Source organism: Humidisolicoccus flavus, from assembly GCF_045689595.1.
Taxonomy (GTDB): Bacteria; Actinomycetota; Actinomycetes; order Actinomycetales; family Microbacteriaceae; genus Humidisolicoccus; species Humidisolicoccus flavus.
The window spans coordinates 1972841-1995422 of sequence record NZ_CP142724.1 but is presented as its reverse complement, the minus strand read 5'-3'; the positions used below and the strand labels follow the sequence as shown (position 1 = coordinate 1995422).

The following is a 22582-nucleotide window of genomic DNA, read 5'->3' as shown; positions in this document are numbered from 1 at the left end:
ATGCCGCTGCATTCTCAATGTCCAAGCCTACCGGCGCGGCTTGTCATGCTGCGGTCAGGGAATCCGGACCGAACGATTGTCGATCAGTCGCACATTTCCGACCTTCGCCGCGATCACCACGGTGGCGTCACCGTGATGGTCATCGCCGACGAATGCAAACGTTTCGGGGTGGACGATCGCAAGGTAGTCGAGCGCGACCGCGGAATCACCCTGGAACACGCTTTGGGCCGCGGCGAGCATGGTCTCGACCCCGCGATCAGCGGCGCACACGGCTGCATCGAGTGCGCGAGAGAGCGCGAGCGCGTCGCGACGCTGGCCGTCGGTCAAGAAACGATTGCGGCTCGAGAGCGCAAGCCCGTCCGGCTCGCGAACGGTTTCGACACCGATGACCTGGATCGGGAAGTTCAGTTCCCGGGCCATACGCTTCACGACGAAGAGTTGCTGGGCGTCTTTTTGGCCGAAGAGCGCGAAGTCTGGCTGAACCACGTTGAAGAGCTTGCTCACGACCGTGAGCACGCCGTCGAAGTGACCCGGGCGGCTGCGGCCCTCGAGGATCGTCCCGACGTGACCGGACGAGATCTTGGTCGCGCTGACACCCTCCGGGTACATTTCGCTCGCGTCGGGGTGGAACACCGCGTCGACCCCGAGCTGTTCGAGCTGCCGCAGGTCGGCCTCGAACGTGCGCGGGTATCGCTCGAGATCCTCGCCCTGACCGAACTGCAATGGATTGACGAAGATCGAGACCACAACCGCCTGCGCGACCTCTTTCGCCGCTTCGATCAATTCGAGGTGTCCTGCATGGAGCGCACCCATGGTCGGCACGAGCGCGATGGTCCGCTGTTCCTTTCGGAACGTCGCCAAATGTTCGCGGGTTGCTTCGATGGTGGTGAAAACCGGGATTGCCACTGGATTCCTTCGATCGCTTGTCATGGACACAGCGAATCCACGGTACTCGCTTCACGAGGTCGCGAGCGCCGAATTCGCGTTACAGCAGCGGAAAACCGAGGTCGTCGAGTCCATCCTCGAGTGCCTCATCGAGGGTTTCAACACCTTCGGCACGAGCGCGGTTCCGAATTTCCGAAGCAACGGCAGGAACGATCGTGGCATCGAGCAGTGGCGAGACCGGGGAGATTCCGATTGCTTCGAATCGTGACGCTGCGTCGGCGACGAGCGCTTCGCTGCGCGCCTGGATCTCGTCGAGTGCTTCGGCATATGCGGGGCGAGCGGCTTCATCGATGAACAGCGTCTCGGCGCCGAGCCCTGCGATCATCGCCGCTGCAATTGGCAGCACTGGGGCAGCCGCCGTCACCGCAAAGCTTGCTCCACGGATCCGGCTCTGGTCGACACTCGTTCCGGTGAACACCATCGCCGGGTGGATCGCCAGAGGAATTGCGCCAGCAGCTTGGGCGCTCGCGAGAATTCCTACGCCAAATTCTGGTGCGGTGTGCACGATGAGCTGACCAGGCTTCCATGCGCCTGCGGCACTGAGCGAACTGATCGTCGCTTCCAACGCGTCGCCGGGCACCGTCAGGAGCACGAGATCACTCGATGCGACGAGGCTCGGCGCATCGAGTTGCCGGACGTCCTCACCGAGCACAGCGCGCAACTCGTCCAGCCGATCATTCGGAACCGGCGTCACGCCAACGAGCTGGTCGCCACCTGCGATGAGCGCACGTCCGAGCGCCGCACCGACATGTCCTGGGCCGACAATGCCGAGACGGAGACGGTGATTGCTCACTCGCGACCGTCTCGTGCAGTCTGATCTCCACCGTTGTCATCGGCGTCCGGTGAGCCCTGCCCACCCGACTGCGGGTTCGGGTTCGCCTGCGAGTTCGGGTTCGGGTTCGGAGGTCGCCAGTCGTGCTGGGGTGCACTACCCGGCTGCGGCGCCGAGAACTGCTGGTTCGGTTGCGGCCACTGGGGGTTTGGCTGCTGGCCTGGTTGCTGGTTCGGTTGCTGCCAGTGCTGACCAGGCCCCGGCTGCGGAGCGGAATAGCCCGGTTGCGGAGCGGAGTAGCCCGGCTGGGGAGCGGAGTAGCCCGGCTGCGGCTGGACAGGGCTGTATGGCTGCGGCGCGGAGAACTGCGGTCCTCGCTGCTGCTGACCTGGCTGACCGTACTGGCTTGGCTGGCCATTGTGACCCTGCTGACCTGGCTGACCGTACTGACCAGGCTGACCTGGCTGGCCTGGCTGACCAGGCTGGCCTGGCTGACCAGGCTGACCAGGCTGACCAGGCTGGCCTGGCTGACCGTACTGACCTGGCTGACCGTACTGACCTGGCTGACCATAGTGACGCTGCTGACCCTGCGGTCCGCCGTGGTACGCCTGATTCTGTGGCGGAGCGAATCCGCCGATCGGGTCGTAGCTCCCCCATGCGCCGCTGGTGTCGGTGCCCATTTCGGCGACCACACGCTCTCTCGACTGACGGAGGACTTCCATGACGTCGTCGGCGTCCAAAGCCCCAATCGATGGGGAGATCGTGGCACCAACAACGTGGAACTGCAGTCTCGCGAGGCCGGCCATACCGTAGATCGGTCCTTGCGAGGTCGCGACGGACTGGGCACGTGCCGCCGGGACGATCTGCAGGGATCGCCAGATCCGACCTGTGCGGAGCAAGAACACCGATTCACGCACGGCGACACCGTTGCGCTTTCGCGAGAACCATCGGAACGCCGTGGCTCGCTTCGGACTGCGGATGAATCCGTCTTGCTCGTGTCCGGCGCCGAGCATGCCCTCGTGGACACTGCGCCCGTCTGCCCGGATGAACTCGGGCAGCACGAGGCCGAGGACCGCGAAGACGTCATCGATCTTGCCGACCGGCAGGATCATGTTGTTCATTTGCGCATTCTGCTGCGATGAGCCGTCGGGAGTTTTCGAGCTCGCACGCGTGATCGAAATCTTCCACCAGCCGACCATGCGCCACAGCAACGGCTGTGAAATCGTGAGCGAGAAGATCCGCCCCGGAGGGATGATCTCGGTTCGAGTCGTGCCGAGCCCATAGGAGAGTCGGATGCCGTCGGGCGTCGCCGCGATGTTGTAGTTCGCTTTGCTCGCAAAGCTTCGAATCGTGAACAACGCGATACCGAAGACAGCGGGGATGAAACCGAAGATCACGACCGGCCCGGCAATGATCGACAGCACGATGAGCACCGCAATGACCGGAATCAACACGAACAGCGAACCGTCCAGGAGCGAGGAACCGATCATCCGTCCGAGGCGCACCTTGACGAGTGACCGCGGCACGATGTCCTCGAGTTCGGCATCTGGACCGACGATGTCACTGACGTTCTGACCGATACCGCCGACGGATGCGCGCAACTGGCTACGAGTCTGCGGTTGCTGCGGGCCGTTCGCATTCTGCTGCGGTTGCTGCGGGCCATTCGCATTCTGCTGCGGAGCCTGGGCCGTTTCGCCTTCGCTCGTCTGCGCAGTGTTGCGCTGCAGCCCGGAAAGCGGGGCTCCGTTCTGCTGCTTCTGCGCGGCCGCAGCCTTACGACCCGAAGCACGGAGCAGGATCTCGCGACGAAGATCCGCAGCGATCGCAATCGACAAGTAATCGAGGTCGACACTCGAGTCGGTGCCCGCCTGCTGGACCTCGAACTTGCAGGCGCCGAAAATGCGGGCGATGAGCGGCTTCACGACGTTGACGCCCTGCACGCGCGAGAGCGGCGCGCGACGGTTCTTGCGGAAGATCAGTCCCGATTGCACTTCGACCAGGTCGTCGGTGACCCGGAATCGGTGCACGCGCCACGACAGCCAGAAACCAACGGTGCACAGAATGATCAGGGCGATGATGCCGACGATGATCCAGCCGAACAGTCCGGCTTCCCAGGTGAACCGCAGCGGGTCGTAGTCGCCGGCGTACTCGTTGGGGAAGATGGCGTTCGTGATTTGGTCTCGGAACATCGAGAAGATGATTCCGGCGATCACGATCAGCATCAGGCCGCCCTTGAGCAGCGGCGTCAGCGGGTGCAGACGATGCCATTCGCCGTCGACCATGCTGCTGGCCTTCGTTCCAGCGGTCGGCAGTTGGCTCGGGTCGCCCTGCTGGTGTGCTTGTGCGAACTGCTGCGGCGAGGGTGCGCCCTCTGGCGCTCGCCCAGCGACGTACCCGAAGTCGTGGCCCTGAGTCTGAGGGTTCGGCTGTGGCTGACCCTGCCCTGGCTGACCCTGCCCTGGCTGACCGAAATGCGGTTGACCGGGATGCTGCGGGGTTTGGCCTTGACCGAACTGCACGGGCTCACCGTATTGCGGGCGTGCCTGCTGGGGAGAAGCCGGAGGCGAAGACTGTCCATATTGAGGCTGGTAACCCTGCTGAGGCTGATGACCCTGCTGCGGCTGGTAACCCTGCTGCGGCTGATTCTCGTGCGAAGCGTTGGTCTCCTGCGCCCGACCGAACGATGGCGGTCCAGCTTCGGTGCGAGGAGGAGTGTCGTGAGTGTTGCTCGCGGGAGGCTGCGGCGTTGATTCAGGGTGTTCCCCTGGCCCGCGATACTGGTCGCTCACAGACCCACCCGGCGCGATTCGGCAACGTCGACGAGGTGATCGCGAAGTTCCTCAGCCACGTCGTTCGTGAGACCTGGCAGGACGATCGCACTCGCCGCAGCGGCGGTCACGAGCTTGAGCGACTTGACGCCGAAGGCACGCTCCAGCGGTCCCTGCGTGATGTCGACGATCTGCATGCGGCCATACGGCACAGCAACGAACCGACGGTAGAGCATGCCGCGCCGGAGCAACATGTCGTCTTCGCGGAGGAGGTACCCGATCGTACGAACCCGGAAGAATGCGAGCAGCGCGAGCAACGCGAAGAACAGGAACACAGGACCGCCGGAAATGAGCGCGATGCGGAGTTGCTCCTCGGTGTCTCGAAGCCCGGAGGTTGAAAAGAACACGATGACGCCAACGATGGCGCCCATGAACACTGCTCCGATGACGTTTGAAATGACGTCGACCGCGATGTACTTCGGGCTCACCCGGTTCCACTGGCCGTCCATGTCGATTCGCTTACCCATGTTGTACCGCCTTCCCTCGACCACCGTAGTAGGCGGGCACGGGAGACGACGAACTGCTCAGCGAGGATTCAGGAAGTTCACGGTTTCAAGCGGAGGCCTCGATACCCTGCGCGACTCGCGTTCGTACATGGAGCGCAAGGTGAGGCACTGTGGGCTGCGCCGGAGGGGCGTAGCCCACAGCCGCACTGCGGTTTTCGATGCGCCGCGCTCAGGCCTCGACGGTGATTGCGCGGTCGAACGCGACAAAACCGCTGAAGTCTTTGCCGACGCGTTCGTGCGCACCGTCGATCGGTTCTGGATAGCTCCAGGCTGCGTCAGAAATGGTCTTCCCTTCGACCGTGATGTCCCAGTACTGCGCGTCGCCCTTCCAAGAGCAGTGGTACGGCGTTGGGCTCTTCGAGAAGAGTTCTTCATTGAGGCTCGCCGGCGGGAAGTACCAGTTGCCTTCGATGCGAGCGAGATCTGCTTCGGGCGCTTCAGCTAAAACGACACCGTTGACTACAGCTTTCATGTTTGCCTCCAAGCGTGGCGCCCACCGCACTCGATGAGTCACCGTTTCTCGAAGCCTACGCCCGGCCACCGACGCGGAACAGCGCGTGCACCGAATACCTTGCAGGTTCATGGTTTCCACGCGATGCTGAGGCCGTGAGCATCTCTCTGCGGTACACCTTCACCTGCACGCCGACGTCGATGCAGCAGGCGCTGCGGTCTCCGAAAGTGATGCGGTGGGTGAGCGCGCCGCTCGTCGGCTACCGCTCGCAAGAGCAGGGCGGATTTCCAGATCGTTGGGACGAGCGCCCGCACCGAGTCACGCTGCTCGTACTCCGCACGATTCCGCTCGGCACGCAGACGATTGACCTCGATTGGCACGTCGAGGGCAAGACCTGGGTGCAGGAGGACCACGGCAGCGGCCTCGGCGGTGCGCTCAAGATCCTGCATCGGATCACAGTGGAACCGGACGACGACGGGGCGACCGTGTTCACCGACACCCTGACCACCTCTGGACCGCTCGGCGCGCTCATGCAACCCGTGCTGTGGGGACTCTGGCAGTGGCGCGGGGTTCGGCTGCAGCAGTACGCACGCAAGCTCGCGCGCAAATTTCCTGCAACGCCGCTTGCACGACGGTAGTCACTCCCGAGACACGACGCTGAGCAAATCGACGACGGTCTATCCCGCGGCGGGTTCGGCGTTGCCGGGCGAAGCCTTGCCCTGAGCCGTGTTCTCGTCGTCGGGCGGAACCACGCACCACGACTCGGCGATGAGCCCCGCGACGATCAGCACGAGCGAGGCGGCGGCCGCGACGATCGAAAGCGTGAGCGGCTCTCCCGGTACGACGACGCGGGTCGAGAAATACAGGACGAACCCTCCCGCTGCGCCGAGGAACAACGAGCCGACGATGCTCGATGCTTTTGCGAGCACGAGCGCGTTCATCGCCTGCCGGTAATGCACTCGACGTCGATTCTTGCCTCGGCTCTGCTGGCGCACGGGCCACGCGATCCCGAGCGAAAGCGCAGCGACCGCGAGCAACGCAATGCTCATCGCCAATGGCGGCACGTACACGGTCCTGCCGGAGCCGGACAGCATCTGCTCAAATGCGAAACCGAGGATTCCTGCAACCACCACCGAACCGATGAGTGGCCACGGGCTTGTGCGGGTCACCGGGCATCCTCCGCCTGGTTGGAAGCAAGCCAAACATCGCCATCGCAGTATTCGGCGAGCTCGGCCACGGAACCGTGACCCGGCAGCTCAGCATTCGCATCGACCTCCGTCCAGGGATGCAGCACGAAGGCACGCTCGTGCGCGCGCGGATGCGGCAGTGTCAGCTCTGCGGAGGTTTGCTGCTCGATTCCGAACGCGACGATGTCGACATCGAGGGTCCTGTCGGCGTAGCGCTCGGCTCGTTCGCGACCGAACGCGTTCTCGAGAGCCTGCGTCTCATGGAGCAATTCCGTGGGCGCCATTGCGGTCGTCGCGAGCACGATCGCGTTGATGTAATCGGGACCGAGGCCCTCACCTTCTGGCTTCCACGATGGCGATTCCCAGAGGCTGGAGACTGCAGTCACCCGAAGCTCTGGATGGGCTCGAAGCGCCTCGATCGCCCGACGAACGATCTGCTCACGATTGCCGAGGTTGCTGCCGAGCGAGAGAACGGCCTCACGGTGCGCAAGGAACACTATTTGCTCCGCTCAATCGTGATCGAAACATCTGCGAACGGCACAGAGATGGGAGCGCTCGGCTTGTGGAGCACGACCCGCGTTCGCTGTGCGGCTTCGTATCGAAGGACGACCGCCGCGATCCGTTCTGCAACCGTCTCGATGAGATCCACAGGGCTCGACTCGACTGCGGCAACCACGTCTTCTGCCAGAAGCCCGTAGTGCACGGTCGCCGCGAGATCGTCACTTGCGCCGGCGCGGGAGGCGTCGAGCCACACGACGACATCAACGACAAAACGCTGACCGTGCTCCCGTTCGTGCTCGAAGACGCCGTGATGCGCGAACGCTTCGAGACCGGTGAGCGTGATCATGTCGTTCGCGGCGATCGAGCGGCCCGACGCAGTGACGCTCGCCGCGTCGTCTGCAGGGTTGGTCGGTACGAGGCTGAACTGGGAGAAGACGTCGAGCACGCGACTGGTCTGCACGACGTCGTGCACACGCACCGCATCAGCACCCGCCTGCGCGGCCAACAACGCAACCGCTGCGCTGCCCGCATCTCGCGCCTCCATCGGCGCATCGGCGGGAAGGAGCGCGCCCAAGAAGCGCTTCCGGCTCGCGCCGATCAGCACGGGCGACCCGAGCGATTTCAATCGAGGGATCCCGGCGAGGAGCGCCCAGTTGTCGCTGCCGTCCTTTGAGAATCCGAGACCCGGGTCGAGAATCAGCTGCTGTCTGTGCACGCCAGCCTGGATCAGGCGGTCACGCTGCAGTTCGATCTCCGCAGCGACATCGCTCACGACGTCGGCATACCGGGTGTTCTTCGTGACGTCGGCGCCTCGCGCGTGAGTGAGGACGTACCTCGTGCCCAGTTCGGCGATCGTCGCCGCCATCTCGGAGTCGAGCGTCGCTCCGCTCACGTCATTGACGATGCTCGCACCCGCAAGACTCGCGGCGCGCGCGGTCGAGGCGTTGTAGGTGTCGATACTGACGGTGAAGCCTTCGGCGCTCAATTCGCGAATCACCGGCAGTACTCGCGCCTGCTCTTCAGCGGGCGGGACCCGCACTGCACCGGGTCGCGTCGATTCACCGCCGACATCGATCACATCTGCGCCTTGCAGCCGCATCCGGCGAGCGTGCGCGATCGCCGCCCCCGCGTCGACGTAGCGACCACCGTCGCTGAACGAGTCTGGCGTGACGTTGAGGATCCCCCAGATTTCCGGGCGAACTCCCGGGCTGATCGTTCCCTGGTCGGAGTGCGGAGGCCGTGATTCGCTCATAAGCGCGACTCCCCGATGAGCGTGATGACTTCAGCGCGCTGCACCGGGTCTGCGAGCTCGCCGCGACTTGCAAGGGTGACCGTCGAGGACTTCGCCTGACGAGCACCTCGCGCGGCAACGCAGCCATGCGAGGCTTCAACGACCACGAGTACACCTCGCGGATCGAGGCCTGCAACGAGCGCATCCGCGATCAGTTCGGTCAAACGCTCCTGGATCTGCGGGCGCGAGGCAATGGTCTCGACAACACGTGGGATCCGCCCGAGACCGACAATCCGTGTTCCCGGTAAATACGCGACGTGCGCAGTGCCAGTGAACGGCAGGAGGTGGTGTTCGCACATGGAACGGAACTCGATGTCGCGCAGGAGGACGAGTTCACCGGTCGCATCACCGAGCGACTCTGAATCCGCAAGATGTACGAGCGGCGACTGATCGACGCCAGCGAAATACTCACCGAACGCTTCGCCGACGCGTCGCGGAGTGTCCCGCAGACCGTCACGTTCCGGGTTTTCGCCGATCGCAGCGAGGATCTCGCGGATCGCCGCTTCGATTCGAGGCCGATCGATCGCCATCAGACCGGTGTCGATCCCTCGGAGTCGCTGCTCGGGGTATCTCCCGGCTCGTCGACCGCGGCCACCTCATCGACCTGCTGCGAAACCGGCAGTTCGATGGGAGGCAGGTCGCTCACTGGACGCTGCTGCGATGACAGCCACTGTTCGCGCTCCGGGAGTTTCTTCACGGCCGCAAAGACGCGTTCGAGTTCGCGGTGATCGAGCGTTTCTTTGTCGATGAGTTCGCGAGCAAGCTGGTCGAGCACGTCACGGTTGTCGTTGAGCACCGCCCAAGCTTCGTCGTGTGCACCTTCGATCAACGCCCGGACCTCGTCGTCGATGCGTTGCGCAACGGACTCCGAGTAGTCGCGCCCGCCGGAATCCCGGCCCATGAGTGGCTCTCCGGCCGCCGAACCCAGTTTGACCGCGCCGAGCGAGGCAGTCATTCCGTACTCGGTCACCATCTTGCGAGCAATGCTGCTGGCCTTCTCGATGTCGTTGGATGCGCCGGTCGTCGGGTCGTGGAACACGATCTCTTCAGCGACGCGACCACCCATTGCATAGGTGAGCTGGTCGAGCAGCTCATTGCGGGTGACGGAGTACTTGTCGTCAATCGGGACGACCATCGTGTATCCGAGCGCACGGCCACGCGGAAGGATCGTGACTTTCGTAACGGGCGCGGAGTGGCGCATCGCTGCAGCAGCGAGCGCGTGTCCACCCTCGTGGTACGCGGTGATGAGCTTTTCTTTGTCGTTCATCATGCGAGAGCGACGCTGCGGGCCGGCCATGACTCGATCGATTGCCTCGTCAAGCGCGGCCTCATCGATCTGGTTTGCGCCATTGCGCGCGGTCAAGAGTGCAGCTTCGTTGAGGACGTTCGCAAGGTCTGCACCAGTGAACCCTGGCGTTTTGCGAGCGACGACCGAGAGATCAACACCTTCAGCGACCGGCTTGCCCTTCGCGTGCACGCTCAGAATGTGCTGACGACCCTTCATGTCGGGTGCATCGACACCGATCTGACGGTCGAAGCGGCCCGGACGCAGCAGCGCTGGGTCGAGCACATCCGGACGGTTCGTCGCAGCGATGAGAATGACGTTCGTCTTGATGTCGAAGCCGTCCATTTCGACGAGCAACTGGTTGAGCGTCTGCTCGCGCTCGTCGTTGCCGCCACCGATCCCCGCGCCACGATGGCGACCGACGGCGTCGATCTCATCGACGAAGATGATCGCCGGTGCGTTTTCTTTCGCCTCTTTGAAGAGGTCGCGAACGCGGCTCGCACCGACACCCACGAACATCTCGACGAAATCCGAACCCGAGATCGAGTAGAACGGCACGCCTGCTTCTCCGGCGACGGCACGCGCGAGCAAGGTCTTTCCTGTTCCGGGAGGGCCGTAGAGCAGCACGCCCTTCGGGATCCGAGCACCAACGGCTTGGAACTTCGCCGGGTCAGAGAGGAATTCTTTGATCTCTTCGAGTTCTTCGACGGCTTCTTCAGCGCCAGCCACATCCGCAAACTTCACCTGCGGCATGTCCTTCGACATCATTTGAGCCTTGGATTTCCCGAACTGCGCCATGCGCCCGCCACCTTGCAGCCGGGTGAGCAGGAAGTAGAACACGAGACCCAGGAGCAGGACTGGGAGCAGGATCGAGAGCATCGATCCGAGCCAGTTGCCGCGAGGGACCTCATCGGTGAAACCGTCGGCGGGATCTGCGTTGTCGATCGCAGCGATGATCTGCGCACCGCGAGGCTCAACGTAGTGGAACTGAACGTGCGTGCCGTTGTCGCCGTCTGCCTTCGTGAGGATCAGATCGACGCGCTGCTCGATATCGACGATGCGAGCTTCCTTGACGGTGCCGCCCTCGATGAGGTCAATGCCCTTATCGGTCGAGACCGTGCGGAACTGCGGCGAAAAAATAAACGGGAGCACGATCGCAAGAACCAGCAGGCTGATGACAATCCACGGGATCGGGCCCCGAAACAGTTTCTTGAAGTTCATGTTCCTATTCCATGCCGGCGACCGTCGCGGGCTGCTGAACACAGGGTATCCCGTGGCACCCAGCCGTCTGGAGCCTGTTCGCTCACAGCCCTAATGGCCGCGATCTGGACGCCAATCCGGTGGCGTCGAACGCGATTGTTATTCGTAGACGTGCGGTGCGAGCACACCGATCGAACGGAGATTTCGATACTTCTCGGCGTAGTCCAGTCCGTAGCCGACGACGAACTCATTCGGGATGTCGAATCCGCAATACCGGACGTCGACTTCGACCTTCAAGGCGTCGGGCTTGCGAAGCATCGTGCAGATCTCGACACTCGCAGCGCCGCGACTGCGGAGGTTCGACTGCAACCACGAGAGCGTGAGCCCCGAGTCGATGATGTCCTCGACGATCAAGACGTGGCGATCGGTGAGGTCGGTGTCGAGGTCCTTCAGGATCCGAACGACACCACTTGAGGTGGTGCCGGAACCGTAGGAGGAGACCGCCATCCAGTCCATTTCGATGTGACGGTTCAATGCGCGAGAGAGGTCCGCCATCACCATGACCGCGCCGCGCAGCACGCCGACGAGCAGAATGTCTTTGCCTTCGTAATCACGCTCGATCTCGCGAGCAAGCTCGTTGAGTTTGTCGTGCAGTTGCTCTTCGGTGAGAAGAATCTTGGAGAGATCGTTTTCGACGTGGTGCGAGTCCATAAAAAGCGGTTCCTTCGTACGCGTGCAAAGCAGTAGCAAGAGCCTAACGAACTCGACTGCTGCTTCGCGTGCCCCGGTCCTTCGTCTCCGACTGCGGCCAGTGCCGGAGCAGCGAACTCAGGAGTGCTCTGCCGCCGTGAAAATGATCTTGCGACCGTCGCGGGTCACGCGAATACCGGGCAGGTGGATCGGACCCTGGCCGTGCCAGTCCGTCACGAGTCGCGAGACCTCGAGCGTCTGCTGCCTCGACAAGGAAACATGGAACTCGCTCGAGACGGCGAGTCGGATGATGCGCTGGCGCAGCGCCGGCGGGTTTGCCGCGAGGGCACCGGCTTCGAGCGAGAGCCCGCCCTCAGCGTGCTCAACGAGGTCGCCGATCTGCTCCTGAGCGAAGCGGGCGAGCGCCTCTGCATCTTCTCGGAGCTGATCTGCCGTGCGAGTCAATGCCTCGGCGACACCGCCGCCGAGTTCGGCATCGAGCACGGGAAGCACGCTCTGCCGCACTCGCACCCTCGCGAACCGAGGGTCGGAGTTGTGCGGATCGCTCCACGGCTCGAGGTCGCTGTCCTCGCAGAACTGGTGCGTGGTGAGCCGCCGAACCTGCAGCAAGGGGCGACGCATCGGCCCGATCACCGGGTGCATACCCCAGAGACTCTCGGGGCCTGAGCCTCGAGCGAGACCGAGGAGCACGGTTTCCGCCTGGTCGTCGAGCGTGTGCCCGAGCAGGATCGAGCTCGCGCCGGTTTCAGAACGGACCTGCTGAATTGCGCCGTATCGCGCCTGACGGGCAGCAGCTTCCGGGCCGCCCTCGCCGGTGACCTGGACGGTACGAACGATGACAGGGTCGAGCCCGAGCGCTTTGGCCTGTTCCGCCGCGCGGCCCGCGACCGCTTCGGAACCGGTTTGCAGACCGTGGTCGATGATCACTGCCCCGGCACGGAGCCCGGCACGTGGAGCCTCGAATGCCGCGGCTCCTGCGAGCGCGAGCGAGTCAGGACCACCGCTCAGGGCGACCAGGATGAGGGCTCCTTCGGGGAGTCCATCAAAGGATTCGCGAACCGCACGCCGGACGTCTGCAATCGCCGGGGTGAGGCGCGGTCGGCGCTCGGAACTGTCAATGGGCATGAAGTAATGTTATTGCGTCATTCATCACCAGGTTCAGGAGCTTTCCGCATGACCGCATTCGACGCAGTAATCGAGATCCCAAAAGGCAGCCGCAACAAGTACGAAATCGACCACGCGACCGGTCGCGTGTTCCTTGACCGAGTACTCTTCACGAACTTCGTCTACCCCACCGACTACGGCTACTTCGAGAACACACTCGGCCTCGACGGCGACCCGGTCGACGTGCTGGTCCTTCTCGAGTACCCGCTCTTCCCTGGCGTTGGCGTTTCGGTCCGCCCAGTGGGACAGCTGAACATGGAGGACGACGGCGGCATCGACACGAAGGTCATCGCCGTTCCCGCGAAGGACCCACGTTGGGCGCACATCCAGGACATCAACGATGTCCCTGAGCAGACCCGCAAAGAGATCGAGCACTTCTTCGAGCACTACAAGGACCTCGAGCCCGGGAAGTGGGCGAAGCTCGGTGGCTGGGACGGCGCAGCAGACGCCATCGCGACCGTCGAAGCCGGCATCAAGAAGCTTGCAGAAGAAGGTCACTGAGACCGTTCGTGCTGAGGCGATTTCGCCCGGCACACAGCGAAAGGGCCCGAGGAGCATGCTCCTCGGGCCCTTTCGCTGTTGCCAGAACGATCGCTGTCGCTAAATCGAGACGCCCTGGTTCCTCAGGAACGGCAAGGGATCGATGCGGGTCCCGAAGTAGCGGACCTGGAAATGCACGTGACATCCGGTCGCAAGACCTGTCATTCCCTCATAGCCAATCACTTGCCCCGGCGAAACCGTCTGGCCGGGATTGACGATCGCTCGCGCTGCCAAGTGGTAGTAGTCGGTGATGATTCCGCCACCGTGGTTGATCGAAACGAAGTTTGCTCCAGCCGCATCGCGAGACACGAGCGAAACGGTGCCGGCCGCTGAGGCGTAAACGGGTGCCCAGCATCCTGCCGCAATGTCGAGACCGCCATGCAGCCTTGTGCCACGCCCGAGTGGATCAGTGCGCCATCCGAACCCTGAGGTGATGCGACCGAACTGGGGCACCACCCATCCGCTCGCGGCAGGTGGGTTCGGCGCTGCGATTCCACCACCCGGGTTCGAGGGCGCCGGGGCAGGCGCGGGGGCGGGCCCAGGGTTGTTCGCTGCGGCCTCCTGCTGTTGACGAATCTGCTCTTGACGGGCACGTTCGCGTTCGTCAGCGAGACGCTGCTGCTCTGCACGCCACTGACGCTCAGCCTCGAGTCGCGCTTGTCGCGCCTCTTCTTCTTTTCGGAGACGCTCGGCCTCCATGAATTCCTTCCAACGCACACCCGCGTTGTAGTCCGCTTCGGTCGCGGCGCGATCTTCAACGAGAACGCTGAGCTGTGCTTCGAGGACCGCTCGATTGTTCTGCTGCTTTTCGAGCGCGGACTGCGCAGCGATTGCAGCGGTTTCGGCTTGTTCGAACGCTGCCTGCGCCTCGTCGCTTAAGATTTGCAATTCGTCGCGAGCGACCGCCGCCTGGCTCTGCAACGCGGAGGCCGAGTTCGAGTCCTGTTGCGCCGAAGCGTAGACCGAGTCCGCATTTCCGGCGGCCATGTCGAGCTGCCCGAGACGGTACAGCCAGTCGTCGGCGCTGCCCGGATTCGCGAACAGTTCCGCGCTCAGTTCTCCGCTTCCGCCAGTGCGCGCGATTTCCGCTGCGAGCCGTGATGCGAGTCGCTCGGATTCTTTGGCCTTCTCGGTGGCAGCGTCTGCACGCTGTTGCAGCTGGTCGGCCTCGTAAATTGCCTCGTCGTACTTCTCCTGCGCGTCGATCGCTTCGAGAGCGCGCTGATCGGCGATTGCTTGCGTGCTCTGCACTTCGGTTTCGAGCTGCTCGAGCAGGCTGCGGATGTTCTTGATCTCGGCGTTCTTCGCCGATTCATTTTGACGCGCGTTTTCGACGTCAGACCATTCGGGGAACCCGAACGGATCGACTGCCTGTGCACTGGGGAGGCCACCGACGAATGCGGTGGAGACACCGACTGCGAGCGCTGCGGTCAGCGAGATCAGTCGGAACACCGAGGTGCGTCGTTGCGGGCTCGCGGCATGTGCCTGAGTCGTCATGTCCATCCTTTTGCCGTGCGGGACCGTTGTATGGCTGCACGTGGAGCGCGGATGCGCTGCACCACCAAACGGACAGTCGTGTGCGCGTTTACTGTACCAACCTTCAACTAGAGATTGAAACCCCGGATGCGAGCGTGTCGCACCAAAGACGACCTCGATTTTTTCTGGAGCGATTTGGGAAGTATGCTTTTCACTGCACAACCGCCAGCGGGGAAACACGCCGGAACATTTCGCTCAAGTTGCATTGAGCGCGAGAAGTCCGTAATGTCATCTGCTGGTAGCTATGAGTCCTGGACGCATGGCCCCATCGTTTAGTGGCCTAGGACACCGCCCTTTCACGGCGGCAGCACGGGTTCGAATCCCGTTGGGGTCACTCTCCGGTGCTCATAGTATGGCCCTGTAGCGCAGTTGGTTAGCGTGCCGCCCTGTCACGGCGGAGGTCGCGGGTTCAAGTCCCGTCAGGGTCGCGAAGGCGACAGGCCCCTTTTCGAAGGGGCCATATCCTTCTCGGGTGCCTTTTTGGCACTCGGGGCTCTGTAGCTCAGTTGGTAGAGCGTTCGACTGAAAATCGAAAGGTCACCGGATCGATGCCGGTCGGAGCCACCACAAACCCCCGATAACTCGGGGGTTTTTTCTTGCCCGGGCGTCTCCCTCCGGGCAAGGTACAGCCATCCGTACAGCCATCCATACAGTCATCGACAGTCGAAACACCACGACCATCGAGGCAGGGCTCAGTTCCTACGCAGGCTCGGTGAGGTCCGTGCGGGGCAAGGCCTCAGCCGATTCCCGCGCTCGAGCATCGCGGGCGAGACGCACTGAGCGAAGCACGGCGAGCACAATGAGAAGAATCGCGCTCCCAGCAGCGGACCACATGGCAGCGAACCCGAGACCGACGAGCGATTCGACGCGAGCCGGTTGGACTCCGCTGAAAGTCATGGCCGCGAGGACACCGATTGTCAGCAGCGAGAGGCCGAGAACAGCGGCCGTGAGGCCAAGAGCGAGTTTCATGAGTGCATCCCCCAATGCTTCGATGCACCGATCGTAACCCTGCGCTCGCCCTCAAAAAGCTATGAACCGCACTCTCAGGCATATGTTCAGGTTCCGTTCGTAGCCTTCTCCTATGGATCCTGCGCTGTATACGCTGCTCATCATCGGCCTGCTCGTCATTGTGGTCGGTCTCCCGATCTTCCAAATTTGGGCGCGGAAGAAAGCGGCGGGCGCTGGCGCGAATCTCGGCAAGAAGTTCGCCGACAAGCGCCTCCCTCCCGTGCTCGCAGAGTTCGCAAAGACACTCGTGATCCACGCGCCCGAGCAAGTCGCCCACCAGATCGTGACGGAAGCCGCCTCGAAAAAGCCGAAGTCGTTCTTTGCGCGACCCGACGGGACCTTCTCCATCAAGTTCTCCAGCGAGGACGACACGATCATGACGCTCACCCCGACCACTGGCGGCTTTCTGCTTCAGGTTGTTCGATTCCGCGACTATCTCGGATTTCCGCAAACCGTGCGGGACTGGACCGACCTTCGAGAAGCGATCACCGAGGTCGCGCAGTCGCGCGGTGTTGCAGTGTCGCCGGGACCGGTGCTCCGCCACGAACGGCAGCAACAGCTGACTGCGAACGACGCCGCTTGGGGCATCGCCGCTTAACCACGTCGACAAGCAAGAGCGCGCAAGACTCGCCCCGGTTGGGGAGTTCCTACTGCGCAATCGGCGTTCCAACGGGCGGTCACAGACTCCAACTGAGGTGATCGGTGCGCGACTGGGGTGATCGGCGCCTCACCGAGCAATCGGCGTCCCGCCGGGCAATTGGTGCGCTACTCGGGTAATCCGTGCCTCACCGAGCAATCGGCGTCCCGCCGGGCAATTGGTGCGCTACTCGGGTAATCCGTGCCTCACCGAGCAATCGGCGTCCCGCCGGGCAATTGGTGCGCTACTCGGGTAATCCGTGCCTCACCGAGCAATCGGCGTCCCGCCGGGCGATTGGTGCGCTACTGGGGTGAGTGGTGCGCTCCTGGGGTGATTGGTGCGCTACTGGGCGATCAGATAGATCGCGACGAGAATGATCCCGACGAAATTGATGCCGTAGCCGAGCCAGAAGCCTGGACGTTTCGCGAGTGGCACGGCTGGCGTTTCACCTGCGGCCATCGCCTTGCCGTGCTGGCGGAGGTTCCAGAAGGTGACGATTCCACCGATGATGAGCAGGGCGATGCCTGCCATGAGCATGTACGTATTGGCTTCACTCGTCATCTCGAACATAGCCAAATCCTATGTGCGCGAGCGCCCGAGCGCGGCAAAAACTGAAGAAGTACAGACGTTTCCCGGCTATGCGCCGTGGTGCTCGGTCGGAAGCGGACGAAGTACGTTCGGGGCGTCCGCATCGCTCGCTTCGCCATGCTCCTCGCCCCACACCGCCATCATTTCTTCGAGGCTGCGCTCCATGATCCGGCCCATCGCAACCTTCGCCGCGTCTCCGTCGCCACGTTGAATGGCCCCTGCGACCTGACTGTGCAGCGCGAGCGCCTCCTCGTGCGGATACTTGGGGCTCAAGCCGTAGTGCATTCGACCTGCGAGGACCTCGGCGACCGTGTTGTCGAGCTTCGTGTACATCTCGTTGCCGCTCATCTCCATGACGAGCGCGTGGTACTCAATGTCAAGTTTCAGAAACAATTCCTGGTCGCCAGCGCGACCGGCTGCATAGAGCCGACCAGCGATTCCGACGAGGTCACTGGCCTGTGCGAGGGGTGCTCGAACCGCCGCCAGCTTCGCTGCTTCCGGCTCGATTGCACTGCGCAGTTCGGTCAGCGACCGCAGCTGGGTGATGCGACTCTTCGAGGCCAGTCGCCACCGGATCACCTGGATGTCGAACACGTTCCAATTGGGCATCGGAAGGATCGTCACCCCTACTCTCCTGCGGGATGTGACCATTCCGAGCACCTCGAGCTTGCGAACGATTTCGCGCACGACGGAGCGAGAAACACCGAGGCGTTCTTCGAGCTCTTCACCCGTGATTGTGCTCCCAGCGGGGAGGGATCCTTCAGCGATTGCCATGCCAAGCGCACTCAACGATTGCGCGTGCAAACCAAGGATGGAAGATACCCCGCCATTGGAGTCTTCAGATATGCCTTCTTGCACCGAACTCATTTTCACATCATATGTGTGAAGACAGGTGTTGCAATATGTCTTACTTATTCACTAGCATCCCAAACGGAGATACACCCCGCCCCGGCGGACTTTGCAATGAAGCATCACTCTGAGGAGAGTCACAATGAAGTTACGTTCCCCACGCTCCCGGACAGCGTTCCGGGCTGCGGCGCTCACTGTCGCGACAGTCGCGGCCGCGGGCACACTCACGGCCTGCTCGGCCGGCGGCGGATCAGATGAGGGCGTGCTCAACGTCACTCTCGTGAACCACGTCTGGACCGACATCATCCGCGATGCGATCCCAGAATTCGAAGAAGCCACTGGCCTCGAAGTTGTCGTCACCCAGCTCGGTGAAGACCAGCTCTCCGACCAGTACAACGTCAAGCTCAACGCCGGCGCCGAGGACATCGACGTCATGATGTACCGCCCACTGCAGGAAGCGAAGCTCTTCGCAACCAACGGCTACCTCACCCCGCTCGACGAGCAGGTTGCAGAAAACGCCGAGTGGGACTGGAGCGACTTCCAGGCCGGACCGGTCGAGGCAGTCACGTTCGAAGGTGAAGTGATCGGTGTCCCGATCATCACCGAGCGCGAAGTGCTCTACTACCGCACCGACCTGCTCGAAGCAGCTGGTCTCGAAGTTCCAACGACGCTCGACGAGCTCCTCGTCGCAGCAGAGACCATCAAGGAACAGAACCCGGGAACCGCTGGCTTCGTTGCACGCACCGGTCGCGCAGCAGCAGTCACCCAGTTCTCCAGCTTCCTGTTCTCTGAAGGTGGCGAATTCATCGACGAGGACGGCAACGCCGCACTCGACACCCCAGAAGCCATGAGCGCGTACGACATCTACGGAACCCTCATTCGTGAGTTCGGCCCGGAGAACGTCAGCACCGACATGAGCTGGTCAGAAGCGATGGCGATCTTCACGCAGGGCCAGGCAGCCTTCTACACCGAAGCTGACAGCCTCTACAAGAACGCCACCGACCCAGCGAACTCCCGCGTTGCCGACACTGTCGGATTCGCACCGTTCCCAGCTGGAGCTGACGGATCACGCCCATACAACATCCCTTCATGGGCACTCGGAATCAACGAGTTCTCGCAGAACAAGGACGCTGCATGGCAGTTCATCGAGTGGGCAACCTCCAAGGAGAAGCAGCTCGAAATCCAGCAAGAGGGTGTCCCAGGACCACGCACCTCGGTTTGGGAAGACCCAGCAGGAATCGAAAGCTACCCGGACGACCTCGCTGACGCGATCATCCAGAGCACCGAGAACGGCGTCGGCCAGGACCGACCAGTCGTGATCAACGTTCCTGAAGCACGCGAGATCGTGGGCAACCCGATCGTCATCGCAATCACTGGCGGAGACCTCGACGCGGCAGTCACAGACGCGCAAGAGAAGTTCACCACGTTCCTCGAGGACGAACAGTAACCCCATCCCCACCACGTGGTGCCGGCCCTCGGGCCGGCACCACCGATTGGATCACCATGTCTTCAACTACGGCTCCCGGGTTCAAAATCTCGGGTCGTGCTTCGCAGTGGGCAAACAAGCACCGTATGTGGCTCTTCGCAGCCCCCGCGATGATTTTTGTCGGAATCCTGATCGCGTTCCCGCTCGCGTGGACCGTCTACATCAGCCTCACCGACGCTTCCGGTTCAGTCCGAAACGCCTTCGACTTCGTCGGCCTGAAGAACTACATCACGGAGCTCAGCAACACTGACCGTTTCTGGCCAGCAGTCTGGCGCACCGTGATCTTCACCGGTGGCGTCCTGATCGTCGAGCTCGTGCTCGGTATGTGCATCGCGCTGCTGCTGTGGCGCCCCTTCCGCGGACAGGGTCTCGTCCGCGTCGCAATCCTCCTGCCACTCGTCGCAACACCCGTTGCCGTCGGAATGATGTGGCGCCTCATCTTCGATCCGAACATCGGATTCGCAAACCAGGCCCTCGGCTGGCTCGGCATTCCACCGCAGCCGTGGCTCTCATCGGAGTCGACCGCGCTCCCCACGCTCATGTTCGTCGACATCTGGCAGTGGACGCCCATGGTCGTCCTCATTCTTCTCGCAGGACTCACGAGCCTGCCGGACGAGCCGGATGAGGCCGCACGGGTCGATGGCGCAAACGCATGGCAGCGCTTCTGGCACGTCACACTGCCCCTGGTCATGCCGACGCTCATCACGGCAGTGCTGCTCCGCAGCATCGACGCGCTCAAGACCTTCGACATCCTGTACGCCACGAAGGGTAAGGGTGGCGGTTCGTTCCACGAAGTCGAGACGCTCAACATCTACGCCTACGGCTTGAGCTTCGACTACAACCGGTACGGCCTCGCATCGACCGTGCTCGTCCTGTTCTTCCTGCTCATCATCGCAATCGTGTGGGTCTTGACGATCCGTCGAAAGAAAAGCGTGAACTCATGACCACTCTCATTGAAAAGCCGACCTCGAAAATGAGCTCGCAAGTCTCGGCTCCAGTCAACAAGCGCAAGATCCGCCCGTACAGCGTGTTCCGCGTTGTCATGCTGATCCTGATCGTGTTCGTCTTCATCGCGCCGCTCGTGTGGATGCTGCTCGCATCATTCAAAACGAACGTCGACATCTACGACGCGGCGAAGACGCTGATCTTCGAACCGACCACGAGTAACTACGACACGGTGTTCGGTCGTGGCGACTACGCCCAGTACATCTTCAACAGCTTCTGGGTCGGATTCGCCTCGACGGTGCTCTCGCTCATCATCGGCGTTCCCGCCGCGTTCGCGATGAGCCGCTTCACGATGCGTCGCTCGGCAGTCGTTGTGCTGCTCGCTCGCGTGATCCCCGGAGTCAGCCTGCTGGTGCCGTGGTACTACGTGTTCTCGAACCTGCGCATGGTCGGTGGCTACGAAGTGCTGATCCTGTCGCACATGTTCGTCTCCTTGCCGCTCATCGTGTACATCATGATGTCGTTCTTCGATCAGTTCCCAGAGGAGCTGGAAGAGGCCGCACAAGTCGATGGGCTCACGCCGATCGGCGCGTTCCTCCGAGTGACCTTGCCGCTCTCGATCTCGGGAATCGCAACGGCCTCGATCCTCGCGTTCATCTTCTCCTGGAACAACTTCATGTTCGCGCTCGTACTCTCCGGCGCAAACACGAAGACGCTGCCAGTCGCGATCTTCGACTTCGTCGGATACGCCTCGATCGACTGGGGTGGCCTCATGGCTGCATCGGTGGTCGTGACCGTACCGATCATGATCATCGCGCTGTTCACGCAGCGATACGTCGTCTCCGGCCTCACCGCCGGCGCGACAAAGGGATAACTCCTCCCACGGGTGGGTGCAGGGACCGGCACCCACCCCCTCCTTTTGCGTCCACATACCGACGTATTCGAGCTTTGAAGAACGGAACCGCAGTGAGCAGCACGATCCAGACCGTCGAAACCTTCCTGGTTGCACCGCGATGGTTGTTTGTCCGAATCGCCACGACCGACGGCATCGTCGGCTGGGGTGAAGCGAGCCTCGAGGGATACAGCGAAACCGTTCGCACCGCGGTCGAGCAGTTCGCCGAATACCTCGTCGGCCAGGACCCGGCACGGATCGAAGATCACTGGCAGACGCTCACCAAGGGTGGCTTCTACCGTGGCGGCGCAGTGCTCGCGAGCGCGATCTCCGGGATCGACCAGGCGCTGTGGGACATCGCCGGTAAGCGCCTCGGCGTCCCGGTGCACGCGCTGCTCGGCGGCCACGTTCGCGACAAGATCCGCGTCTACGGCTGGGTCGGCGGTGACGACCCCAACGAGGTCGCCGACGTCATCAGCGAGCAGATCGCCGCAGGACTCACCGCCGTCAAAATGAACGCGAGCGGCAAGATGGGCCGACTCGGCACCGTCGCCGAGGTTGACGGGATCCTGAGCCGCGTATCGGCTGCCCGAGAAGTGCTCGGCGACCACCGCGACGTTGCAGTCGACTTCCACGGTCGCATCACGCTCGCGAATGCTCGCCGCATCGCTCCACTGCTCGAGCCCCTGCGCCCGCTGTTCATCGAAGAGCCGATCACTCCCGAGAACTCGCACATGATCGAGCACGTCGTGCAGAGCACCCGCGTGCCGATCGCGACCGGTGAGCGCCTCTACTCACGGCAGGAGTTCCTGCCGGTACTGCAAGCCGGAGTCACCGTCGTCCAGCCCGACATTTCGCACGCCGGCGGAATCTCAGAGACACGACGAATCGCCGCGCTCGCAGAAACCTTCGACGCCTCCATCGCGCCGCACTGCCCGCTCGGTCCGCTCGCGCTCGCGGCCTGCCTGCAGCTCGGCTTCGCGACCCCGAACCACGTGATTCAGGAGCAGAGCATCGGGATCCACTACAACGAGGGCGCCGAAGTGCTCGACTACCTCGTCGATCCTGCGCCGTTCGCGTTCACCGATGGCACGATCCACCTGCTCGAAGCGCCGGGTCTCGGCATCGAGATCGACGAGGCAGCGGTCCGCGCCGCCGACAAGGTCGGTCACAAGTGGCGCACACCGATGTGGCGTCACGCTGACGGCTCGCTCGCCGAGTGGTAAACCACTCCCCCAACTTCACCCCGTTTCACCTCTC

At 62.8% G+C, this 22582-nt stretch carries 23 protein-coding genes and 3 tRNA genes; 10 read left to right on the top strand and 16 right to left on the bottom strand.

Annotated features, from left to right (window positions below; translation table 11 throughout):
- Positions 1-54 precede the first annotated feature (54 nt).
- The 5 genes from panC to U2H20_RS09520 all read right to left on the bottom strand — a co-directional run bounded on the left by panC (position 55) and on the right by U2H20_RS09520 (position 5523).
- Positions 55-906, bottom strand: a complete 852-nt coding sequence (panC, locus tag U2H20_RS09540) for a pantoate--beta-alanine ligase (protein ID WP_430592051.1) — start codon at positions 904-906, stop codon at positions 55-57.
- Between the two features lie 79 nt (positions 907-985).
- Complete coding sequence (locus U2H20_RS09535) at positions 986-1738, bottom strand: NAD(P)-binding domain-containing protein (RefSeq protein WP_430592050.1); 753 nt, start codon at positions 1736-1738, stop codon at positions 986-988.
- Positions 1735-4506 carry a PH domain-containing protein gene (locus U2H20_RS09530; protein ID WP_430592049.1) on the bottom strand — a complete coding sequence of 924 codons (2772 nt, stop codon included), beginning with the start codon at positions 4504-4506 and terminating at the stop codon, positions 1735-1737. The genes U2H20_RS09535 and U2H20_RS09530 overlap by 4 nt, the downstream gene beginning before the upstream one ends.
- Positions 4503-5012, bottom strand: coding sequence for a PH domain-containing protein (locus tag U2H20_RS09525; protein WP_430592048.1), 510 nt, complete (start codon positions 5010-5012; stop codon positions 4503-4505). Before U2H20_RS09525 ends, U2H20_RS09530 begins: the two co-directional genes overlap by 4 nt.
- Positions 5013-5220: 208 nt before the next feature.
- Positions 5221-5523 carry a DUF427 domain-containing protein gene (locus U2H20_RS09520; RefSeq protein WP_430592047.1) on the bottom strand — a complete coding sequence of 101 codons (303 nt, stop codon included), beginning with the start codon at positions 5521-5523 and terminating at the stop codon, positions 5221-5223.
- A gap of 14 nt (positions 5524-5537) precedes the next feature.
- Here U2H20_RS09520 and U2H20_RS09515 point away from each other — a divergent pair, with 14 nt between their 5' ends.
- Positions 5538-6140, top strand: a complete 603-nt coding sequence (locus U2H20_RS09515; RefSeq protein WP_430592046.1) for a hypothetical protein — start codon at positions 5538-5540, stop codon at positions 6138-6140.
- A gap of 39 nt (positions 6141-6179) precedes the next feature.
- On the opposite strand, the gene U2H20_RS09510 is transcribed toward U2H20_RS09515, so the two are convergent.
- From U2H20_RS09510 to tilS, 7 genes are all read right to left on the bottom strand, one after another.
- Complete coding sequence (locus tag U2H20_RS09510; RefSeq protein ID WP_430592045.1) at positions 6180-6671, bottom strand: DUF3180 domain-containing protein; 492 nt, start codon at positions 6669-6671, stop codon at positions 6180-6182.
- Positions 6668-7186 carry a 2-amino-4-hydroxy-6-hydroxymethyldihydropteridine diphosphokinase gene (gene folK, locus U2H20_RS09505; protein WP_430592044.1) on the bottom strand — a complete coding sequence of 173 codons (519 nt, stop codon included), beginning with the start codon at positions 7184-7186 and terminating at the stop codon, positions 6668-6670. Before folK ends, U2H20_RS09510 begins: the two co-directional genes overlap by 4 nt.
- On the bottom strand, positions 7186-8442 hold the full coding sequence (gene folP, locus U2H20_RS09500; RefSeq protein WP_430592043.1) for a dihydropteroate synthase: 1257 nt from the start codon (positions 8440-8442) through the stop codon (positions 7186-7188). Before folP ends, folK begins: the two co-directional genes overlap by 1 nt.
- Positions 8439-9011: a GTP cyclohydrolase I FolE gene (gene folE / locus U2H20_RS09495; protein WP_430592042.1), complete on the bottom strand. Its 573-nt coding sequence runs from the start codon at positions 9009-9011 to the stop codon at positions 8439-8441. The genes folP and folE overlap by 4 nt, the downstream gene beginning before the upstream one ends.
- The gene (gene ftsH / locus U2H20_RS09490; RefSeq protein ID WP_430592041.1) at positions 9011-10987 is read right to left on the bottom strand and encodes an ATP-dependent zinc metalloprotease FtsH; all 1977 of its coding nucleotides are present in this window, start codon (positions 10985-10987) and stop codon (positions 9011-9013) included. Before ftsH ends, folE begins: the two co-directional genes overlap by 1 nt.
- Positions 10988-11125: 138 nt before the next feature.
- Positions 11126-11677 carry a hypoxanthine phosphoribosyltransferase gene (gene hpt / locus U2H20_RS09485; RefSeq protein WP_430592040.1) on the bottom strand — a complete coding sequence of 184 codons (552 nt, stop codon included), beginning with the start codon at positions 11675-11677 and terminating at the stop codon, positions 11126-11128.
- A gap of 117 nt (positions 11678-11794) precedes the next feature.
- Entirely contained in the window at positions 11795-12802 is a 1008-nt protein-coding gene (gene tilS / locus U2H20_RS09480) for a tRNA lysidine(34) synthetase TilS (RefSeq protein ID WP_430592039.1), read from the bottom strand.
- 48 nt (positions 12803-12850) lie between these two features.
- Here tilS and U2H20_RS09475 point away from each other — a divergent pair, with 48 nt between their 5' ends.
- Entirely contained in the window at positions 12851-13342 is a 492-nt protein-coding gene (locus U2H20_RS09475) for an inorganic diphosphatase (protein ID WP_430592038.1), read from the top strand.
- A 99-nt stretch (positions 13343-13441) separates the two neighbouring features.
- On the opposite strand, the gene U2H20_RS09470 is transcribed toward U2H20_RS09475, so the two are convergent.
- Positions 13442-14878: a peptidoglycan DD-metalloendopeptidase family protein gene (locus U2H20_RS09470; protein ID WP_430592037.1), complete on the bottom strand. Its 1437-nt coding sequence runs from the start codon at positions 14876-14878 to the stop codon at positions 13442-13444.
- 300 nt (positions 14879-15178) lie between these two features.
- Between U2H20_RS09470 and U2H20_RS09465 the strand changes: the two genes are divergently transcribed.
- From U2H20_RS09465 to U2H20_RS09455, 3 genes are all read left to right on the top strand, one after another.
- Positions 15179-15251, top strand: a tRNA-Glu gene (locus tag U2H20_RS09465).
- 20 nt (positions 15252-15271) lie between these two features.
- Positions 15272-15345 (top strand) — tRNA-Asp (locus tag U2H20_RS09460).
- A 63-nt stretch (positions 15346-15408) separates the two neighbouring features.
- Positions 15409-15484 (top strand) — tRNA-Phe (locus U2H20_RS09455).
- Positions 15485-15616: 132 nt separating this feature from the next.
- Here the strand turns inward: U2H20_RS09455 and U2H20_RS09450 are convergent.
- Positions 15617-15886, bottom strand: a complete 270-nt coding sequence (locus tag U2H20_RS09450; RefSeq protein ID WP_430592036.1) for a hypothetical protein — start codon at positions 15884-15886, stop codon at positions 15617-15619.
- A gap of 112 nt (positions 15887-15998) precedes the next feature.
- Between U2H20_RS09450 and U2H20_RS09445 the strand changes: the two genes are divergently transcribed.
- Positions 15999-16523, top strand: coding sequence for a hypothetical protein (locus tag U2H20_RS09445; protein ID WP_430592035.1), 525 nt, complete (start codon positions 15999-16001; stop codon positions 16521-16523).
- Positions 16524-16904: 381 nt separating this feature from the next.
- Here U2H20_RS09445 and U2H20_RS09440 read toward each other — a convergent pair whose 3' ends face one another.
- Positions 16905-17132 (bottom strand): hypothetical protein, encoded by a 228-nt coding sequence (locus U2H20_RS09440; protein ID WP_430592034.1) that lies wholly within the window; start codon positions 17130-17132, stop codon positions 16905-16907.
- 66 nt (positions 17133-17198) lie between these two features.
- Positions 17199-17924 (bottom strand): FadR/GntR family transcriptional regulator, encoded by a 726-nt coding sequence (locus U2H20_RS09435; RefSeq protein WP_430592033.1) that lies wholly within the window; start codon positions 17922-17924, stop codon positions 17199-17201.
- 217 nt (positions 17925-18141) lie between these two features.
- Here U2H20_RS09435 and U2H20_RS09430 point away from each other — a divergent pair, with 217 nt between their 5' ends.
- From U2H20_RS09430 to dgoD, 4 genes are all read left to right on the top strand, one after another.
- Positions 18142-19446, top strand: coding sequence for an ABC transporter substrate-binding protein (locus tag U2H20_RS09430; RefSeq protein ID WP_430592032.1), 1305 nt, complete (start codon positions 18142-18144; stop codon positions 19444-19446).
- 56 nt (positions 19447-19502) lie between these two features.
- Positions 19503-20429 (top strand): carbohydrate ABC transporter permease, encoded by a 927-nt coding sequence (locus U2H20_RS09425; protein WP_430592031.1) that lies wholly within the window; start codon positions 19503-19505, stop codon positions 20427-20429.
- A gap of 29 nt (positions 20430-20458) precedes the next feature.
- Entirely contained in the window at positions 20459-21304 is an 846-nt protein-coding gene (locus U2H20_RS09420; protein WP_430593627.1) for a carbohydrate ABC transporter permease, read from the top strand.
- A 92-nt stretch (positions 21305-21396) separates the two neighbouring features.
- Positions 21397-22548, top strand: coding sequence for a galactonate dehydratase (gene dgoD, locus U2H20_RS09415; protein WP_430592030.1), 1152 nt, complete (start codon positions 21397-21399; stop codon positions 22546-22548).
- The last annotated feature ends 34 nt before the right edge of the window (positions 22549-22582 follow it).

Bases quoted from the DNA above. Each gene is read 5' to 3' on its own strand.
- U2H20_RS09525 (WP_430592048.1), bottom strand. From the start codon at position 5,012: ATGGGTAAGCGAATCGACATGGACGGCCAGTGGAACCGGGTGAGCCCG.
- U2H20_RS09520 (WP_430592047.1), bottom strand. From the start codon at position 5,523: ATGAAAGCTGTAGTCAACGGTGTCGTTTTAGCTGAAGCGCCCGAAGCA.
- folP (WP_430592043.1), bottom strand. From the start codon at position 8,442: ATGAGCGAATCACGGCCTCCGCACTCCGACCAGGGAACGATCAGCCCG.
- folE (WP_430592042.1), bottom strand. From the start codon at position 9,011: ATGGCGATCGATCGGCCTCGAATCGAAGCGGCGATCCGCGAGATCCTC.
- ftsH (WP_430592041.1), bottom strand. From the start codon at position 10,987: ATGAACTTCAAGAAACTGTTTCGGGGCCCGATCCCGTGGATTGTCATC.
- hpt (WP_430592040.1), bottom strand. From the start codon at position 11,677: ATGGACTCGCACCACGTCGAAAACGATCTCTCCAAGATTCTTCTCACC.
- tilS (WP_430592039.1), bottom strand. From the start codon at position 12,802: ATGCCCATTGACAGTTCCGAGCGCCGACCGCGCCTCACCCCGGCGATT.
- U2H20_RS09475 (WP_430592038.1), top strand. From the start codon at position 12,851: ATGACCGCATTCGACGCAGTAATCGAGATCCCAAAAGGCAGCCGCAAC.
- U2H20_RS09470 (WP_430592037.1), bottom strand. From the start codon at position 14,878: ATGACGACTCAGGCACATGCCGCGAGCCCGCAACGACGCACCTCGGTG.
- U2H20_RS09450 (WP_430592036.1), bottom strand. From the start codon at position 15,886: ATGAAACTCGCTCTTGGCCTCACGGCCGCTGTTCTCGGCCTCTCGCTG.
- U2H20_RS09445 (WP_430592035.1), top strand. From the start codon at position 15,999: ATGGATCCTGCGCTGTATACGCTGCTCATCATCGGCCTGCTCGTCATT.
- U2H20_RS09440 (WP_430592034.1), bottom strand. From the start codon at position 17,132: ATGTTCGAGATGACGAGTGAAGCCAATACGTACATGCTCATGGCAGGC.
- U2H20_RS09435 (WP_430592033.1), bottom strand. From the start codon at position 17,924: ATGGCAATCGCTGAAGGATCCCTCCCCGCTGGGAGCACAATCACGGGT.
- U2H20_RS09430 (WP_430592032.1), top strand. From the start codon at position 18,142: ATGAAGTTACGTTCCCCACGCTCCCGGACAGCGTTCCGGGCTGCGGCG.
- U2H20_RS09425 (WP_430592031.1), top strand. From the start codon at position 19,503: ATGTCTTCAACTACGGCTCCCGGGTTCAAAATCTCGGGTCGTGCTTCG.
- U2H20_RS09420 (WP_430593627.1), top strand. From the start codon at position 20,459: ATGAGCTCGCAAGTCTCGGCTCCAGTCAACAAGCGCAAGATCCGCCCG.